At 55.0% G+C, this 17785-nt stretch carries 19 protein-coding genes; 3 read left to right on the top strand and 16 right to left on the bottom strand.

Translation table 11 applies throughout. From position 1 onward, the window contains the following. Positions 1-161: 161 nt before the first annotated feature. From emrB to ACQG22_RS18295, 12 genes are all read right to left on the bottom strand, one after another. Complete coding sequence (gene emrB, locus ACQG22_RS18350) at positions 162-1709, bottom strand: multidrug efflux MFS transporter permease subunit EmrB (protein WP_013098429.1); 1548 nt, start codon at positions 1707-1709, stop codon at positions 162-164. A 16-nt stretch (positions 1710-1725) separates the two neighbouring features. Further along, positions 1726-2898 (bottom strand): multidrug efflux MFS transporter periplasmic adaptor subunit EmrA, encoded by a 1173-nt coding sequence (gene emrA / locus ACQG22_RS18345; protein ID WP_013098428.1) that lies wholly within the window; start codon positions 2896-2898, stop codon positions 1726-1728. 129 nt (positions 2899-3027) lie between these two features. Continuing rightward, on the bottom strand, positions 3028-3558 hold the full coding sequence (mprA, locus tag ACQG22_RS18340) for a transcriptional repressor MprA (RefSeq protein WP_013098427.1): 531 nt from the start codon (positions 3556-3558) through the stop codon (positions 3028-3030). A gap of 314 nt (positions 3559-3872) precedes the next feature. Further along, positions 3873-5057: an MFS transporter gene (locus tag ACQG22_RS18335; RefSeq protein WP_013098426.1), complete on the bottom strand. Its 1185-nt coding sequence runs from the start codon at positions 5055-5057 to the stop codon at positions 3873-3875. A gap of 622 nt (positions 5058-5679) precedes the next feature. Further along, positions 5680-6675: a glycine betaine/L-proline ABC transporter substrate-binding protein ProX gene (gene proX / locus ACQG22_RS18330; protein WP_013098425.1), complete on the bottom strand. Its 996-nt coding sequence runs from the start codon at positions 6673-6675 to the stop codon at positions 5680-5682. A gap of 9 nt (positions 6676-6684) precedes the next feature. Further along, positions 6685-7749, bottom strand: a complete 1065-nt coding sequence (gene proW / locus ACQG22_RS18325; protein ID WP_013098424.1) for a glycine betaine/L-proline ABC transporter permease ProW — start codon at positions 7747-7749, stop codon at positions 6685-6687. After that, entirely contained in the window at positions 7742-8944 is a 1203-nt protein-coding gene (gene proV, locus ACQG22_RS18320) for a glycine betaine/L-proline ABC transporter ATP-binding protein ProV (protein WP_013098423.1), read from the bottom strand. The genes proW and proV overlap by 8 nt, the downstream gene beginning before the upstream one ends. 333 nt (positions 8945-9277) lie before the next feature. Beyond that, positions 9278-10237, bottom strand: coding sequence for a class 1b ribonucleoside-diphosphate reductase subunit beta (gene nrdF, locus ACQG22_RS18315; protein ID WP_020684925.1), 960 nt, complete (start codon positions 10235-10237; stop codon positions 9278-9280). 9 nt (positions 10238-10246) lie between these two features. Next, positions 10247-12391 (bottom strand): class 1b ribonucleoside-diphosphate reductase subunit alpha, encoded by a 2145-nt coding sequence (nrdE, locus tag ACQG22_RS18310; protein ID WP_062857149.1) that lies wholly within the window; start codon positions 12389-12391, stop codon positions 10247-10249. After that, entirely contained in the window at positions 12364-12774 is a 411-nt protein-coding gene (nrdI, locus tag ACQG22_RS18305; protein ID WP_029883717.1) for a class Ib ribonucleoside-diphosphate reductase assembly flavoprotein NrdI, read from the bottom strand. The genes nrdE and nrdI overlap by 28 nt, the downstream gene beginning before the upstream one ends. Beyond that, positions 12771-13010: a glutaredoxin-like protein NrdH gene (gene nrdH / locus ACQG22_RS18300; RefSeq protein WP_013098419.1), complete on the bottom strand. Its 240-nt coding sequence runs from the start codon at positions 13008-13010 to the stop codon at positions 12771-12773. The genes nrdI and nrdH overlap by 4 nt, the downstream gene beginning before the upstream one ends. 243 nt (positions 13011-13253) lie before the next feature. Further along, positions 13254-13580: a DUF883 domain-containing protein gene (locus ACQG22_RS18295; protein ID WP_029883716.1), complete on the bottom strand. Its 327-nt coding sequence runs from the start codon at positions 13578-13580 to the stop codon at positions 13254-13256. A gap of 160 nt (positions 13581-13740) precedes the next feature. Here ACQG22_RS18295 and ACQG22_RS18290 point away from each other — a divergent pair, with 160 nt between their 5' ends. Further along, positions 13741-14085, top strand: coding sequence for a DUF2002 family protein (locus ACQG22_RS18290; protein WP_013098417.1), 345 nt, complete (start codon positions 13741-13743; stop codon positions 14083-14085). Positions 14086-14117: 32 nt separating this feature from the next. Here ACQG22_RS18290 and alaE read toward each other — a convergent pair whose 3' ends face one another. Beyond that, complete coding sequence (gene alaE / locus ACQG22_RS18285) at positions 14118-14567, bottom strand: L-alanine exporter AlaE (protein WP_013098416.1); 450 nt, start codon at positions 14565-14567, stop codon at positions 14118-14120. 479 nt (positions 14568-15046) lie between these two features. Here alaE and stpA point away from each other — a divergent pair, with 479 nt between their 5' ends. Further along, positions 15047-15451: a DNA-binding protein StpA gene (gene stpA / locus ACQG22_RS18280; RefSeq protein ID WP_013098413.1), complete on the top strand. Its 405-nt coding sequence runs from the start codon at positions 15047-15049 to the stop codon at positions 15449-15451. A 38-nt stretch (positions 15452-15489) separates the two neighbouring features. Here stpA and ACQG22_RS18275 read toward each other — a convergent pair whose 3' ends face one another. Together ACQG22_RS18275 and ACQG22_RS18270 are read right to left on the bottom strand one after the other, a co-directional pair. Further along, positions 15490-15669 carry a hypothetical protein gene (locus ACQG22_RS18275; protein ID WP_023621597.1) on the bottom strand — a complete coding sequence of 60 codons (180 nt, stop codon included), beginning with the start codon at positions 15667-15669 and terminating at the stop codon, positions 15490-15492. 79 nt (positions 15670-15748) lie between these two features. Continuing rightward, on the bottom strand, positions 15749-16270 hold the full coding sequence (locus tag ACQG22_RS18270) for a rhodanese family protein (protein ID WP_369706676.1): 522 nt from the start codon (positions 16268-16270) through the stop codon (positions 15749-15751). Between the two features lie 178 nt (positions 16271-16448). Between ACQG22_RS18270 and ACQG22_RS18265 the strand changes: the two genes are divergently transcribed. Beyond that, positions 16449-16607: a YqaE/Pmp3 family membrane protein gene (locus ACQG22_RS18265; protein ID WP_102752601.1), complete on the top strand. Its 159-nt coding sequence runs from the start codon at positions 16449-16451 to the stop codon at positions 16605-16607. On the opposite strand, the gene ACQG22_RS18260 is transcribed toward ACQG22_RS18265, so the two are convergent. Continuing rightward, the gene (locus tag ACQG22_RS18260) at positions 16604-17533 is read right to left on the bottom strand and encodes a LysR substrate-binding domain-containing protein (RefSeq protein WP_013098409.1); all 930 of its coding nucleotides are present in this window, start codon (positions 17531-17533) and stop codon (positions 16604-16606) included. The two genes, ACQG22_RS18265 and ACQG22_RS18260, sit on opposite strands and share 4 nt — an antisense overlap. Positions 17534-17785 lie beyond the last annotated feature (252 nt).

Below are 17785 nucleotides of genomic sequence, written 5' to 3'. Positions count from 1 at the left end.
GCTCCTGTTGTCTTTTCACTATCGTGAATCGATTTCAGGAGCGCTGCTTTATCGGATGTGACAATTGCTGTCGCGTTTTGGACAACAGCGCGGGTTTTGCCGGATGTGCACATATCGTAGGCCCGGTAAGCGAAGCGCCACCGGGCATTTCACGCAGAGGACTAGTGCGCGCCACCCCCTCCACCGCCGGCACCAAACGGCGGTCTGGCAAACCACACCAGCCCCAGCAGGACGATGAAGATCCCCGCGGATATCCAGAAAATCTCGTTAGCCGAGATAATCAGCCCCTGGTTGGTGATCTGCTGGGCAATCCAGCCGGACGCCTGCTGTTCCGTCATGCCCATCCCCTGAAGCTGGCTATACATCTGCTGCGCATTCGGGTTGTACGGATTTACCGCTTCGGTCAGCTGCGCATGGTGCATCGATTCCCGGTTTGTCCACAGCGTGGTGGTGATCGATGTCCCGATGGAGCCCGCTAATGTACGGGTAAAGTTCGACAGGCTCGACGCGGCCGCCAGACGCTCAGGCGGTAAGCCAGACAGCGTGATGGTGGTCAGCGGCATAAAGAAACACGCTACCGCGAAGCCCTGAATAAACTGCGGCCACGCAGAGGCGCCAAAGTCCATCCCCGGTTCAAAGGTATACGCCCGCCAGTAGAAGCACACCGCATACATAATGAAGCTGAAAGTCACCAGCCTGCGCATGTCGAGCTTATGGGCAAAGCGGCCAATGATCGGCGACAGCAGCACCGGGATCACCCCAACAGGCGCAGAGGCCAGACCCGCCCAGGTCGCTGTATAGCCATACACCTCCTGCAGCAGCTGCGGCAGCAGAACAATCGCGCCGAAGTAGAGCATATAGGCGAGGCTGATACACAGACAGCCGATGGTGAAATTTCGCGACTTAAACAGCGAGAGATCGACTATCGGGTTGTCGTCCGTCAGCTCCCAGACAATCAGGAAGCTCAGCGACACCACCGCGACAATGGTCAGGATGATGATCTCCTGCGAGTTGAACCAGTCCAGCTCCTTACCCCGGTCGAGCATGATCTGCAGACTGCCGATACCGAGGATCAGCAGCGCCAGACCAATGCTGTCGATTCGCCGCTGTTCGGTACGGGTCTCACGACCGCGCAAGGATTGCAGCGTCATCAGAACCACAACCGCTCCAATCGGAACGTTGATGAAGAAGATCCAACCCCAGTGGTAGTTATCGCTGATGTACCCGCCGAGAATCGGTCCGCAGATAGGCGCGACGATCACGGTCATTGACCACAGCGCCAGCGCGACGGAGCGTTTTGCAGGCGGGTAGTTACTCAGCAGCAAACTTTGCGAAAGGGGGATCAGCGGCCCGGCGACAATCCCCTGGATGACGCGGAAGAAAATCAGCATCGTCAGGCTGCTGGACATCCCGCACGCCCAGGAGGCCAGCACAAACGCCACCGTTGACCACAGGAACAACTTCACCTCACCGACGCGCTTCGCCAGCCAGCCGGTAATCGGAATGGAAATGGCGTTTGCCACCCCGAACGAGGTAATGACCCAGGTTCCCTGGCTCAATGACGAGCCAAGGTTCCCGGCGATCGTCGGGATTGCCACGTTTGCGATGGTGGAGTCCAGCACCTGCATGAATGTCGCCAGCGACAGCGCAATGGTCATAATGACCAGCTGCGCGCCTTCCAGCGGTTTTTGCGGCTTTTGCTGTTGCATAACGCTCACCTTCGGATTAACCGGCGTTTGCCTTCACGATGTCATCGATCAGCTTGTTGACCGGATCGAGGCTAATTTCACGGGCGTTACTTTCATAAGCCGGGGTGCTACGTACCTGGCTTGCCAGAATCTGGCCGTCGCGGTTAGCGGTATCCACCGTTACCAGCGTGGAGAGGCCAATACGCAGCGGATGGTCTGCCAGCTGTTTAGGATCAAGCTCGATACGCACAGGCAGACGCTGCACCACTTTGATCCAGTTACCGGTGGCGTTTTGCGCAGGCAGCAGCGAGAAGGCGCTGCCGGTACCCATATCCAGACCCACTACTTTACCGGTGTACTTCACGTCGTCACCGTAAATGTCGCTGATAACAGTTGCGGTCTGGCCGATACGCATATGGGCAAGCTGCGTCTCTTTAAAGTTCGCATCAACCCACAGATTGTCCGCCGGCACGACCGCCATCAGCGGCGTGGTTGGGCTGATCTGCGCGCCTGGCTGTACGGAACGACGGGAGACGTAGCCGGTCATCGGGCTGACGATTTTGGTACGCTGCAGGGCAAGCCACGCGTTACGCACTTCGGTCGCCGCCTGTTGTACCGCAGGCTGGTTTTCAAGGCTGGTACCGAGAATCATCGCCTGGTTAGCGTTGTACTGCTGAATAGCCACATCCAGCTGCGCCTGGGCGCTGGCAACGGCATCGCGGGCGTGCTGCAGCTCTTCACGGCCAATCAGATTGGCGGTACCGAGCGGCACGCGACGGTTCAGGTCGCTCTGTGCCTGGGCGAGTGCGGTTTTCTGCACGTCGATGTTGGCCTGCAGCTGCTTACTGTTGATCATCAGCTGACGGGTCTGACGCACGCTGGAGGCCAGCGCGGTCTGTGCTTTTTCAAACGCCTGTTGAGCGTCGGTCGGATCCAGCGTGACCAGCACATCCCCTTTTTGCACAAAGTCGGTATTGTCAGCCCAGACTTTCGTCACGCTGCCCGACACCTGCGCCATAATTTGTACCTGATTCCCTGCCACGTATGCGTCGTCTGTCTCTTCTGCATGACGCAATACTAAAAACCAATAGATCCCATATGCCACGGCAATAATGATAAAGAGCAAGGTCAACAGAAGAAGGGCGCTCTTACGTTTGCCTTTCTTGTTGGCCGGTTGCTGCGGGGTTGTGTTCTCCGCATTTGCGCTCATTGTTGTTCTCCACGATCTTCTTATTTTCACATCGGCTGAGCCGACCTGTTGTCAGAAAGGCCAGCAGTGTCACGTGCTGGCCTGTCAGTTTTCTTTTATTAAATCTGGATGTTCGAGCGTGTCGTCGCGTTAGCGCAGCGCCTCAAGGATGGCGCCATCTTCATCCATCTGATCCAGACGGGTGAGCAGCTTGCGAGTGATGTGCTCAAGCTGGTCGCGCTCGCTTGTGCTGAGGACAGACCAGAGTTTGTGCAGGCAGTTGTGCTGAGGTGGCAGGACCTCACGCAGGAATTGGTGACCTTTGTCGGTCAGTTGCAGATGCAGGCAACGGCGGTCGTTATCGCTTTCACGGCGTTCAATCCAGCCGCGCTTTTCCAGCTCATCAGCGATACGGGTGGCGTTCGTACGGGACGAACCCAGCGCGCAGCTCAGCTCAGACGGCTGAATACTGTGGTTTTCCTGAGACTCCAGCGTAATCAACGCCATAAATAACGTCTCGTTAATCCCCTGAGCTTTCAGCATCTTATTACGATTATCCAGCAGTTTCCCCTGCATGTGCATGCACAGGCGGGTCAGCAGGATTTCCTGATACGGAAAGTCCTCATGACGACTGGCGCGGAATTTAAGCATTTGTTCAATGGGCGTAAACGAACTATCCATTTGGGCATAACCTCATTAATTACAGCCGATATAGTAACGACAGTGACAAATAATGTAAATGAATTATTTGTGCGGTTAAATCCGCCAAACTAATGTCACTATCAGAAAGCGCCGGGTGAGTCCGTGACCCGGTGAGCACAGAAAGAGAGAGGGATGAACCCGCGGAAGAGAGGATGTGAGGACAGGGGTCTGAACTATTCATGCCGTTTGAAAATATGTCACCCACATTAAAATTTCTGGGATAAATGATTACGTTTACATTAACAGAGTGAGGGGCCCCTTTACACCCTAAGAGGCCCAAAGCTATGTAAAACTTAGTGAATGGCTTCCTGACGATGGTATCCGCGCCACCATACTACCAGGTTTAGCGCGGCGACAACGGCCCCTGTCGCGCACACGCCTGTCCACCCGCCATGCTGCCACGCCGAGGCGGAAATTAACGAGCCCGCAGCACCACCAATGAAGTAGCTGGTCATGTATCCGGCAGTAAGACGGTTTCGCGCGTCTGGCTTCACGCGGTAAATCACGGTCTGGTTAGTGATATGCACGCCCTGTACGGTGAGGTCGAGCACCAGAATGCCGACGATCAGCGCCAGCACGGAGGTATGACCGTACCAGATGGCCGCCCAGGAGAGCAGAAGCAGCACCAGTCCCGCGCTGGTGGTCATGTGAGATTTGCCCTTATCGGCCAGCCCGCCTGCCGGACGCGCGCCGAGCGCCCCCGCCGCACCGGCCAGACCAAACAGACCAATCACCCCTTCGGAATAGTTAAATGGCGGTGCAGCCAGCAGAAAGGCCATCGACGTCCATAGGATGCTGAAGTTGGCGAAGGTGAAACATCCCAGCAGCGCGCGGGTGCGCAGGAGTTTATCCCGGGTAAAGAGGCTGAACACGGAGGCCAGAAGCTGAGGGTAGTTCAGGTGATTTTCCTGCTTCACCTTCGGCAAGCCGCGCCAGAGCGCGAGCGCCATCACCACCATCAGCACGCTTGCCACCCAGTAGACGGTACGCCAGCCGCCAAGGCTGGCCAGCAGACCTGCTACGGTACGTGCCAGCAGTATCCCCAGCAGCAGGCCGCTCATGATAGTGCCCACCACTTTGCCGCGCTTTTCCGGTGCGGCGAGGGTGGCGGCCAGTGGAACCAGAATTTGCGCCACCACGGAGAACAGACCCGTCAGCGCGGTGCCGATAATCATCATTGTTAAAGAGTGGCTGCTGGCGGTGATCAGCATGCCGCCTGCGGCCAGCAGGGTCATGGAGACAATCAGCATCCGGCGCTCAAACATGTCGCCGAGCGGCACCAGGAACAGCAGCCCGGCGGCATAGCCGAGCTGGGCGGCGGTGACAATAAAGCCTGCCGAGCTGGCAGAAAGGTTAAACGCCCGGGCGATGGTATCGAGCAGAGGTTGAGCGTAGTAGTTACTGGCGACCGCCAGACCCGTTGCCACGGACATTAAAAGAATAAGCGCGGGGCTAAGCCCCTGAGATGTTTTTGTCATGGGTTTCAGAAATCATTAGTTAAGTGATTATTTTTCCGGAAACAATAATAACCAATGATTGTGAAGGATGGGGGATTGTTGGGTGATGGATTGTGCGGTTTAGGGGATGGTGCGGTCTGGTGTCCTCACCTTAACCCTCTCCCACAGGGGTGAGGGATCCCCATAAAATAATGCCTGCACGGAGGACCCCCTCTCCCTTGAGGGAGAGGGTTGGGGTGAGGGGGAACATATGGCTGTAGAGGTAATTCCGTTCACTTTATGTTCCTTGCTACTCTGTAACGGCATGACTTGTGAACGTGCCAGGGCGGCTCAATCGCCGCCGCCCTGGCGACCCGGGCTCCCGGCGGTAAATCGCCGCTTCGCGGTACTTTCGGCTTATTCCTTCCGGCTTATCGGGGACGGGCGGATGTAACGTCCCTGTAAAGCCGCCCTCTCGGCGCATCCATGCGCCTCGCCCCGGCCTGCAGGAAACGCCTCAGCGATTTACAGCCGGACCAGGGCGTCGCTGTAAGTCATTAATTTTCCTAAAACAACTTTCGTCGCTTTCGGTAAAAAATTACTGGGGATCCCTCAACCCACAGGGAGAGGGAATGATTAAGAGAACCGGGGTAAGGGGAAAAACTTACTTCTGCGCCTCAAGCGCTTCCTTCACCCAGCCATCAAACTGCTGCTGGTGGGCTTTAATCCAGCCGTCAACGTGGCCCTTCACATCCGCCTCAGACGATTTGCCCGCGTGCATCATCGCATTCTGGGCGTTGATGTCCGCCAGCGGCAGCTTCATTACCGAGAACAGTTTGGCGGCGGCCGGGTTTTTCTCCGCCCAGGCTTTGTTGGCGACGATATGCATCGTATTCACCGGGAAGCCGTAGTTCATGCCGTTCGGCAGTTTGGTGTCGATATCTTTCTGCTCGCCCGGCAGGGAGGAGAACGGTACCTGCAGCCACACCACATCTTTACCCGGCTTCAGCACGTCGCTCACCCAGTACGGGGTCCAGGTGTAATAAATCACCGGTTTACCCTCTTTAAAGCGGGCGATGGTGTCGGCCATCATCGCTGAGTAGTTGCCGTGGCTCACGTCGACGGTTTTCGCCAGACCGTACGCTTTGTTCTGGTGGTTAATCACCGCTTCACAACCCCAGCCCGGCGAGCAGCCCATCATATCGGCTTTGCCGTCGCCGTTAGTGTCGAACAGTTTGGCGATCTTCGGATCTTTCAGCTGCTCAATATTGGTGATGTGGTACTGGTCGGCGGTTTTCTTGTCGATCAGATAACCCTGCGCCGCACCGGTCACGAAGGTGCCTTCACGGTAGAACTTCTTATCACCGCCAGCCGCGGCGTACATATCGTCGTGCAGCGGCTGCCAGTTGACGGCAGTGAAGGTCGCATCACCGGAGGCAATCGAGGTGTAGCCGACGTTGTAATCCACTTCGCTCGGCGTATTGACCGTATAACCCAGCTTCTCCAGCGCGCGGCTGACGATAAGCGTCTGGAAGCTCTCTTCCGAAATGGTGCTCTGCACCGGCTGCACGGTAATGCCTTTACCCGGCAGGTCCGCGGCGAATGCGCTGGTGGAGACAAGGGTGGCAAACGCTGTGGCAAAAAGTACCTTATGTCGCATCGTTGTTCCTTATTTTCTGAATGGGCGGGTGAGTAACCCGACAGGGCCGGTGGTATACCAGCGACGGTTGCCGCGACTGCGTGAATCACGACCGACAGCCTGGGTCAGGCGGTCAAGAATAATGGCGAGGATCACAATGCCCACGCCGCCGACGGTCGCCAGCCCCATATCGAGGCGGCCAATACCGCGCAGTACCATCTGACCCAGCCCGCCAACGGCAATCATCGAGGCGATCACCACCATCGAGAGCGCCAGCATCAGCGTCTGGTTAACCCCCGCCATGATGGTAGGCATTGCCAGCGGGAGCTGAACCTTAAACAGCATCTGCCGCGGGCTGGCACCGAACGAACGGGAGGCCTCAATCAGATCCGCAGGCACCTGGTTAATCCCGAGTATTGTCAGACGAATAATCGGCGGCAGGGCGAAGATAATGGTCACCACCACGCCCGGCACGTTGCCGATACCGAACAGCATCACGATGGGCACCAGATAAACGAACGCTGGCGTGGTTTGCATCGCATCCAGCAGCGGACGAACAATCTTCGCCGCCCGTGGGCTGCGCGCCAGCCAGATCCCCGTAGGCAATCCAATGACAATGCAGAAGAGCAGGGCGGTCAGCACCAGCGCCAGGGTGATCATCGCCTGCGACCACGCGCCAATGGCACCAATCGCAATCAACGAGATCAGCGTGGCGATCCCCATACCTGCACTACCAAACTGCCAGGCGATCAGCGAGAACAGCACAATCGCCACCGGCGCGGGCATGCCCAGCATCAGTTGCTGGAAGCCGTTGAGGATGTAATCCACCGGAACGCGGATCCCCTGGAAGACGGGACGGAAATGGGTAACCACCCAGTCGATCCCCTCCGTTACCCAGCTGTCCAGGGGGATCAGCGTTTTGTGGAACGGATCCATAATATTGAAATGTTCTGGTGCCGGTGCTGGCGCATTATTGAGCCAGTCTGCCGCGCCACCGCCATCGGCCGGTGCTGGCGTGGAACCCCACGCATCGGCAGATTGCGCAGCGCTGTCTGCTGCCTCTGTGGTGCCCCACGGGTTAGATTGATCAGCCATGGTTTGCCCCCTCGCGATCTAAAGCCTGCAGCAACATCCGTTTTGAGATGATGCCGACGTACTGTTGTTCTTCACCAATAACCGGCACGGCACAGGGTGCCTGGCCGACGTGAGAGAGCAACTCGCTGAGCGGCGTTTCGGCATCCACGGCAAGCGGAGCGTCAATTAACGCCGCATCAATTCCCTGGTTTTCGCTGAGCGCGGTTTTGAGAGAATCGATGGAGACAACGCCGACAAATTTATTGCCGCGTTCAACCAGATAACCGTATTCACGGTCTTCGTCCTGCAGAAGCTTAAGGGCAGAGCGCGGACCGAAACCTGGCGTTTTACGAATAATGCCGTTCGGGGTACGACGGGCAATATCTTTGGCGCTAAACACCTGGCTAATATCCACGCCGCGGAAGAAGGTCCGCACATAATCATTTGCCGGATTATTCAGAATTTCATCCGGTGTACCGACCTGCACCACTTCGCCATTTTGCATAATGGCAATGCGGTCGCCAATACGCATGGCTTCATCGAGATCGTGAGAAATAAAGACAATGGTGCGCTGGTGTCTGGCCTGTAATTTTACCAGCTCATCCTGCATCTCGGTGCGAATTAAGGGATCAAGCGCCGAGAAGGCTTCATCCATTAATAAAATATCGGGATTAATGGCTAATGCGCGGGCTAAACCTACACGCTGACGCATGCCGCCGGAAAGCTCATCCGGATACGCATGGGCATAATTTTCCAGCCCCACCTGGCGCAATGCATCAAGCGCTTTTTCCTGACGTTCGCTGGCGGCAACGCCCGCTAATTCCATACCAAAGGCGGTATTATCCAGTACCGTCATATGCGGCATCAGGGCGAACGACTGGAAGACCATCGCAATCTTTTTTCTGCGCACCTCGCGGAGTTCGGCATCTGATATTTGGGCAATGTCTACACCATCAATCAGGACCTGCCCACGGGTGGGTTCAATCAGGCGATTGAGAAGGCGAACCATAGTGGATTTACCCGAACCGGATAACCCCATGATGACAAAAATCTCGCCTTCTTCAATGGCCAGACTGGCGTCTTTAACGCCAAGCGATAGCCCGGTTTTTTCCAGAATTTGCTCTTTCGAAAGGCCTTTTTCAATATATTTGAATGCGCGCTGCGGATGCTCGCCAAATATTTTATAAAGATTCTTCACTTCTAATTTAATTGCCATGCAATAGAGAGTGTCCTGTTATTTGTTTATGTCGATATGATTACCATGGTAAATTGTTAACGGGCATAACCCTAACATACTCAGATTCTGAGGCAACCCTGGGTTTGCTTATGGGTTGAATTTTGCAGTAAGCGAAACGGCTGAATTTCCCATGAGTAAAGGGCTGAGCGCGATCTGAATTTTTGTGAATTTTTTGCTGCGCCATCGGGAGAATTCGCCTGGATCGGAGTGATTCAGGCGAATATGTCGTGGAGATGACAGTGTAGCTGAAGGAGAAATATCCGGAAGGAAATTGGAATATTTATATTTAATTAATGAACGTTAAGGCGCTCATTAAAAATCCCAGTCCTCATCTTCTGTTTCCACCGCTTTACCCATCACATACGATGAGCCGGACCCGGAAAAGAAGTCGTGGTTTTCATCAGCGTTGGGGGAGAGCGCCGCCAGAATTGCCGGGTTCACGTCGGCCATTTCCGGCGGGAACAACGCCTCGTAGCCGAGGTTCATCAGCGCCTTATTGGCGTTGTAACAGAGGAAGGCTTTTACCTCCTCTTCCCAGCCGGTTCCGGCGTAGAGCTCTTCGGTATAGCTCAGTTCGTTATCATAGAGATCCATCAGCAAATCAAGGGCAAAACCTTTTAGCTCCTCGCGTCTGGCATCACTGACTTTCTCCAGCCCTTTCTGGTACTTATAGCCGATGTAATACCCGTGCACCGCTTCATCCCGGATAATGAGGCGAATGAGATCGGCGGTGTTGGTGAGTTTGCCGCGGCTCGACCAGTACATCGGCAGCCAGAAGCCGGAGTAGAAGAGGAATGATTCCAGAAACACGCTGGCGATTTTCTTCTTCAGCGGCTCATCGGCCTGATAATAATCCAGCACCAGGTTGGCCTTGCGCTGCAGTGACTCGCTCTCTTCACTCCAGCTGTAGGCCGCATCCACATCTTTGGTCTGGCACAGCGTCGAGAAGATCGAACTGTAGGAGCGGGCGTGCACCGCTTCCATAAAGCTGATGTTCGACATCACCGCCTCTTCGTGCGGCGTCAGCGCATCGGCCATCAGCGCGGGGGCGCCAACGGTATTCTGGATGGTGTCCAGCAGCGTCAGACCGGTAAAGACGCGGATTGTCAGCTGCTGCTCGGCATGACTCAGGGTTTGCCAGGCCGGAATATCGTTAGAAAGCGGCACTTTTTCCGGCAGCCAGAAGTTGCTGGTCAGGCGGTTCCACACCTCCAGGTCCTTATCATCCTGAATGTGGTTCCAGTTAATCGCACTCACGCGTGACAGTTTCATCCTTTCTCCTTACAGCGCGCAGGACACGCAGCCTTCGATTTCGGTGCCTTCCAGCGCAAGCTGGCGCAGGCGAATGTAATAGAGCGTTTTAATGCCTTTCTTCCAGGCATAAATCTGTGCTTTGTTGATATCCCGCGTGGTGGCCGTGTCCGGGAAGAAGAGCGTCAGCGACAGGCCCTGATCCACGTGCCGGGTTGCTTCGGCGTAGGTATCGATGATTTTTTCCGGGCCAATTTCATACGCGTCCTGATACAGCGCCAGGTTCTCATTGGTCATAAACGGGGCGGGGTAGTAGACGCGCCCGGTTTTGCCCTCCTTGCGGATCTCAATCTTCGACACAATCGGGTGAATGCTCGACGTGGCGTGATTGATATAGGAGATAGAGCCGGTGGGCGGCACCGCCTGCAGGTTCTGGTTATAGATGCCGTGGCGCATCACATCGTCACGCAGCTGCTGCCACATTTCGCGCGTGGGCAGAACGATCCCGGCGCGGGCAAACAACGCGCGCACTTTCTCCGTTTTCGGCTGCCAGTCGCCCTCCAGGTACTGACTGAAATATTCCCCGCTGGCATAGCGCGACTGCTCAAAGCCCGCGAAGCGCTGGTTGCGCTCGCGCGCCAGCATCATTGAGGTGTGCAGCGCATGCCAGGTGATGGTGTAAAAATAGAGGTTGGTGAAATCCAGCCCTTCCGGGCTGCCGTAGGCGATGCCTTCCCGCGCCAGATAGCCGTGCAGGTTCATCTGCCCCAGACCAATGGCGTGCGACGCGGCGTTGCCTGCCTCAATGGACGGCACGCTGCGGATATGGCTCATGTCTGATACTGCCGTCAGGCCGCGAACTGCCGTGTCGACCGTACGGCCAAAATCGGGGGAATCCATGGTGTGGGCGATATTCAGCGACCCGAGGTTGCAGGAGATATCTTTGCCGATGTCGGCGTAGTCCAGATTCTCGTCATAAGTGGACGCGCTGTTGACCTGCAAAATCTCCGAACAGAGGTTGCTCATGTTGATGCGCCCGGCAATCGGGTTCGCACGGTTTACCGTGTCTTCATACATGATATACGGGTAGCCGGACTCAAACTGGATTTCGGCAAGCCGCTGGAAGAAATCGCGGGCGTTGATGTATTTTTTGCGAATGCGATCGTCGGCAACCAGTTCGTCGTAAAGCTCGCTTATCGCCACGTCGCCAAACGCTTTGCCGTAAATTCGCTCGATGTCATACGGCGAGAACAGCGCCATGTCGGCATTCTCTTTGGCGAGCTTAAAGGTGATATCCGGGATCACCACGCCGAGCGACAGGGTTTTGATACGGATTTTTTCGTCGGCGTTTTCGCGTTTGGTATCCAGAAAACGCAGAATGTCCGGGTGGTGGGCGTGCAGGTAGACCGCCCCGGCCCCCTGACGCGCGCCAAGCTGGTTGGCGTAGGAGAAGGCATCTTCCAGCATCTTCATCACCGGGATCACGCCGGATGACTGGTTCTCAATGCGCTTAATTGGCGCACCCGCTTCACGCAGGTTAGACAGTAAAAACGCCACGCCGCCGCCGCGTTTGGACAGCTGCAGCGCCGAATTTACCGCGCGGCCAATCGACTCCATATTGTCTTCTATACGCAGCAGGAAACAGGAGACCAGCTCGCCGCGCTGGGCCTTGCCGCAGTTAAGGAAGGTCGGAGTGGCTGGCTGGAAGCGTCCGGAGAGGATCTCTTCCATCAGCTGTTCAGCCAGGGCTTCATCGCCCTGGGCCAGGGTCAGCGCCACCATCACCACGCGATCCTCAAAGCTTTCAAGATACCGTTTGCCGTCGAAGGTTTTCAGGGTGTAGCTGGTGTAATACTTCCAGGCGCCCAGAAACGTCTGGAACCGAAAACCGCTGGCGTGGGCCCGCTCAAATAACCTGACCACAAAGGCGCGGTCGTAACGGGAGAGCACGCGTTCTTCGTAATACCCTTCGTTGACCAGGTAGTCGAGACGCTCATCCTGGCTGGCGAACGTCACGCTGTTTGGACGGACATGGGCGGCAAAAAAGGCGTCCACGGCGTCATGATCTTTACCAAACTGGATGCGCCCCTCGCGATCGTAGAGGTTAAGCATCGCGTTTAAGGCGTGGTAGTCCGGTGTCGCCTGCATTACGCGTTCTGCGGTTGTCGTTGCCAAAATTCGTTCACTCCTTTACGCACGTTCTCTACGTCCTGCTGTGTCCCCATCAGTTCAAAGCGATAGAGATACGGCACGCCGCATTTTTGAGAGATGACATCCCCGGCGCGACCGAAGGCGTCGCCGAAATTACGATTGCCCGCCGCAATCACGCCGCGAATAAGCGCGCGGTTATGGGGATCGTTGAGAAAGCGGATCACCTGACGCGGTACCGCACCTGCCGTACCGCCGCCGCCATAGCTGGGAACCACCAGAATGTAAGGGTCGTCTACCTGAATACGCTCCCGCTCGTTGAGCGGAATGCGCACCGCAGGCAGCCCGACGCGCTCAATAAAGCGGAGCGTGTTTTCCGAGCTGCTGGAGAAGTAGACCAGCCCACTCATGCCCTTGCGGCCTGCGCGGCGAGGCGGTTAATCATGTCCGGGCGAAAGCCAGACCAGCTGGTTTCCCCGGCCACCACCACTGGCAGCTGGCGAAATCCCTGGGCACGCAGAGTATCGGCAGCCTCGGGCACCAGATCGATATTCACCATCTCAAAGTCCACCCCGCGGCTTTCCATAGCGCGTTTGGTCGCGTGGCACTGAACACAATCGTTACGAGTGTAAATAATAATGCTCATGATTCGTATTTCCATTTAAAATGAGAGAACGGCGCGAAGCATCGCGTCAGGTTGTATGTGTCTTGCTAAAGGGAATACTAGATGTAGTTGTGCTAAGTTTCAACCATACAAGATATGGGAAATTCAGATTGATGGCGCCCCAATGATGAGCACAGCGGGGCAGGGCAGGCTGCACGGGTTTTTCAGGCTTTCAGGCAAAGAAAAGCCCCGGCGCCAGAGGCAACCGGGGCTGATAACGCGTGCTTACTTACGCAGGCTAAGCAGGGCGCCAACAAAAATACCCACCGCCGCGACCGTACCCAGGGTACACAGCGGTTTTTCACGAACGAAGGTGGTGGCGCAACTTGCCATGTCGCAGGCAGCCTGGGTGGCACGAGAGCGGCCATGCATCCGGGCGCGTGTTTCACGCAGCAGAGACTGAGCCTTACGTTTTGCGGCCTCCGCATCGTCCTTCGCATCGGAGCCCCAGGATTTCAGCACCTCCTCCAGCGTGTCCGCTAATCTGCTGACATCATTACGAATATCCTGAGCGTCGTCGTTAATATCGTTTTGGTTCGGTCTGTTAAACATACGATCCTCCATAATTTTGTCTTCCGGTTTAGTTTAGTTCAGAAATTTAATATCTGAAGCGAGTCACGACTCATCAGGTCGTTTATGGAATATTCTGAAAGCCCTGCTAATGCTGAATACTGTAAGGTTGCCGGGCAGGAAAAGATAACGAGGAAAAGATATGTATTTACGACCGGATGAGGTGGCGCGCGTTCTTGAAAAAGCGGGATTCACCATGGATGAAGTGACGCCAAAAGCGTATGGCTATCGCCGTGGCGAGAATTATGTTTACGTGAATCGTGAAGCCAGAATGGGGCGTACCGCTCTTATTATTCACCCGACGCTGAAAGACAGAAGTCTGTCATTTGCTGAGCCTGCCTCGGATATTAAAACCTGCGATCACTACCAGCAATTTCCGCTCTATTTAGGCGGCGAGACGCACGAGCATTATGGTATTCCGCATGGTTTTAGCTCGCGTATGGCGCTGGAGCGGTTTCTGAAGGGACTGTTTGGCGACGCACAATAATACTGCGACTGGCATACGCCAGTCGCTTCATATCAGGCTTTTGCCTGGCTGTACTGGCTGACCCTGAACAGGCGGCGACAGTAGTCGAGGAAATAGCCATACACCGCGCCCATCAACATTGAAATCACGATATTTGAGCTCACCGCTGCGGCAATCTGATGCCAGTCTGCCCCCACCGTCAACAGGATCGCCACATACACCGGCGACTGAAACGTCACATAGGCCAGCACATCTGCCAGGTTTTTCATCCAGCCAGACGGGCTGATGCGGCGGGCGAAGCGCATTACGGCATCACGGTATAAGCCGTAAGGCCAGGCGATAATAATGTTCACCGGGATCGCTACCAGACGCGAAGAAAGTGACTGCTCGAAGGTCATTCCGGAGAGGAATATTTCAATCAGCATGTTCACGACGGAACAGTAGACAACCATCGCGAAAGTATCCGCTACCGCGTGGCGCAGGCGAGATTGCGGTGAGAACATGGCTGAGCTCCTTGAGACGCACAAAAGTAATGATCTTAGTGATTTGGGTTGGTTTGGTTGACGTGTATAGCGTATCCTTCTGGCTTTAAACTAACAACTAGTGTTAAATTTTTATTTATTCGCGTTTTTTCCACAAAATCCTCTAAAGATGATGGTTTTTTGCTCGCTTCGTTATTTTCTTTCTCGTCCTGTTTTTTGATGCGCAAAATCAACAAGTTGCTTGCAGTGCGTGGGCGGCGACCGTGCGAAACGCAGCGTGCAGCGTACCCTCCTGTGATTTGCCTTAAAACCGACCGTTTATGTTGTTATGAATGTTTATTAAAAGCAGCGCGACAACGCGATATCCGGATAATATAAGCGGCGTCTTTAAAAATATTTACAATAATGACAAAAAGCGTCGATGGGTGGATATTATGTTTGAAATGAATTATTCTTCGCTTTGATTTTACGACTCACCACAAAAAAGGTTTTCAAATAATATGTCTTTGACGTTACAGAATCTTAATAATATCCGAACTCTGCGCGCCATGGCGCGTGAATTATCCCTGGACGTTCTTGAGGAAATGCTGGAAAAAGTCAGGGTCGTTGCTGAAGAGAAACGTAGTGAGCAGGCGGAATTAGAGCAACAGCGCGCTGAGCAGCAGGAAAAAATTAATGCTCTGCTGGAACGGATGAAAGCCGATGGTATTTCACCGTCCGATCTGCTGGGTGTAGAGCTGGCGCATGCGGGTAAATCGGCGAAAAAACGTAAGCCGCGTGAAGCAAAATATCGCTTTATTGACCAGAACGGTGAAGAGAAAACATGGACCGGTCAGGGCCGCACGCCGAAGCCTATTGCCAATGCGCTGGAAAATGGCAAATCACTGGATGATTTTCTGATCTAATGCGTGAGCCGGGCGGAAGACTCCGCCCGGTTGTCTGTTTAGCAGACGCCAAAATCACCGTCTTCGGTGTACAGCGCAACATCCGCTGCTTTCAGGGTATATTTCTCGCCCTGCTCATTGCTGGCCTGAACGGCCACAATGCTATCCCCATTCACTTCTAGCACTTTCAGTTTCGGGCCGCCCTGACGCGGTTGCACATAATCACCGACAGAAAACATAGAACCTCCTCATCGTTTTAGCGATCTTCACTGTAGCCCACGTCACACGCCGGGTACAGCAGGGTTCATCGATTACTGCTTATGAGGTATGTCTGTTCCACGGCATCACCTTGAGCAGTCTTGCCATGCCGCAAAATCCGGTCAGGCCAGCAAACAGAAGCCCGGCCCCGACAAAACCGCTCAGCAGAAAGAAGCCGCTGGAGAGCGTATAGCCCAGCACCACGCCGCACAGAATCAGCAGTCCGGCAGCAATTTGCACCTGACGCATCAGCGGCAGCGGCTGGGATTTATCTTCTACGGTCGGCAGTCCGGCCTGTTTCCAGCCCTGAATACCGCCCTCGACCACGAAGGCCTGAGCAGGCGACGCCACCAGGGCAAGACGTGCGGCATTGTTCGATGTTCTGGCCCCGGACTGGCAGTGAAAAATCACCGTTTCACCTGCCCCGGCGTTCAGTGCGCCGGGTAAGGTGTCCAGCGGCACGGACTGTGCGACGGGAATATGCTCGCGGGCATATTCGTCAGGATCGCGAATATCAATCAGCTTTGCGCCGTCATCAATAAGCGCGTTTGCCTGCTGTGGCGTAATCAGAGGAAGAGACATGGTGTTTCCTTACGATCGTGTTTTATGTAGTAGAGCATTTAAAGAAGGATTTAAGCCAGTGTAAAGAGGGTAAAGGCAGGTAAAAGCGCGCCAGCCGAATGGCAGTTACCCGTAAACTGGCTACGCTTAGAGATGTCTCTTTTATAATTTTCAATTGGTTAGCTTGCACGGAGTCTTTATGGGTTTTTGGCGTGTTGTTTTTACGATTATTCTCCCGCCGCTGGGCGTACTGCTTGGCAATGGACTGGGCTGGGCGTTCATCCTGAATATCCTTCTGACCATACTGGGCTACTTCCCTGGACTTATCCACGCGTTTTGGGTTCAGACGAGAAACTAGGTACGCCACAGTAAGTCGCTGTAGATCCCGGTCAGTACGCCCTGCGGGCCGAACTGCTGTTTGATCCAGCGCGTAACCTGGCCGGTCGCCGCATGCTGCGTGGCAAGCAGCATGCGCGAATCCTGACGCGGGTTATTAATGCGTCGTGTCACCAGCAGCCCGTCCGCTACGGCCTCCCGGGTCATGTATTCCGGTAAAAAACCGATCCCTTCCCCCAGAATCTGACACTGGCATTTGGTGTTAAAATCCGGCACCAGAATCGCCTCCTGCCCGTGCAGCAGCCAGCCGACCTTCTTATTAATGGTGTGCGCAGTGTCCTCCACCATGATGTTCGGGTAGAGGCGCAGCTGGCTTTCCGCTATCGGTTCCGGGACAAACGCCAGCGGGTGTTCCGGCGCGATGGCGAATACCCAGCGAATAGCGCCAATCTCCGTATAATCAATGCCGCCGCCGTCAAGAAGCGTATCCGGCGCGCCAATCGCGATGTTGGCCTGGTTATTGATGATTGAGTCCCAGACGCCGTTATAGACCTCCGTGGTGACGGTGATCTGGCAGGTGGGAAACTGCTTTTTCAGCACCTGCAGCAGCCGCGCGGTATGGCGTGGGGTATACAAAAGCTGATTGATGCAGATGCGTACCCGCGCCTCGATGCCCTGAGAGATGGTGTCTATCCCTCGCCTGATGGCATAGAAATCGTTCAGCAGATCGGTAGCCTTGCGGTAAAAGTAAAAGCCGGACTCGGTCAGCTCAATGCTGCGGGTGTTACGCACAAACAGCACCACGTCCAGCCCGGTCTCCATACGTTTGATGGTGTAACTGATGGCCGACGTGGTCACACCCAGCTCGGCGGCGGCTTTGCTGAAACTGCCAAAACGCGCCGCCGTGGTGAAGGCCAGCAGATTCTCTTCAGTAAAGATGGAATTCATATTACGGCTCCGGGTTACCATCAGTTTTGAACATATTTTAACAGCGGCGCAACAACGCATTTGACGGCGGTCACAGTTCTGATGTTTAGCTACAGGCCTTGTTATGCAAGGCTTCTTTGGTCATAAGCAAAATGCCGTGAATGGCCTGAAAAAACGCTTACCCATAAGAAAAAGGTTGCACAGACGCACGTTTTGGCTGAACCGTTGAATTTAACTCAACAATGAATTGACTGTCGATGAATGATTTTTAAG

The sequence above is a fragment of the Enterobacter cloacae complex sp. 309I3 genome (genome assembly GCF_050031595.1).
Classification (GTDB): Bacteria; Pseudomonadota; Gammaproteobacteria; order Enterobacterales; family Enterobacteriaceae; genus Enterobacter; species Enterobacter cloacae.
The sequence above is the reverse complement of the archived record's forward strand: the minus strand, read 5'-3'. Positions and strand labels throughout refer to the sequence as shown.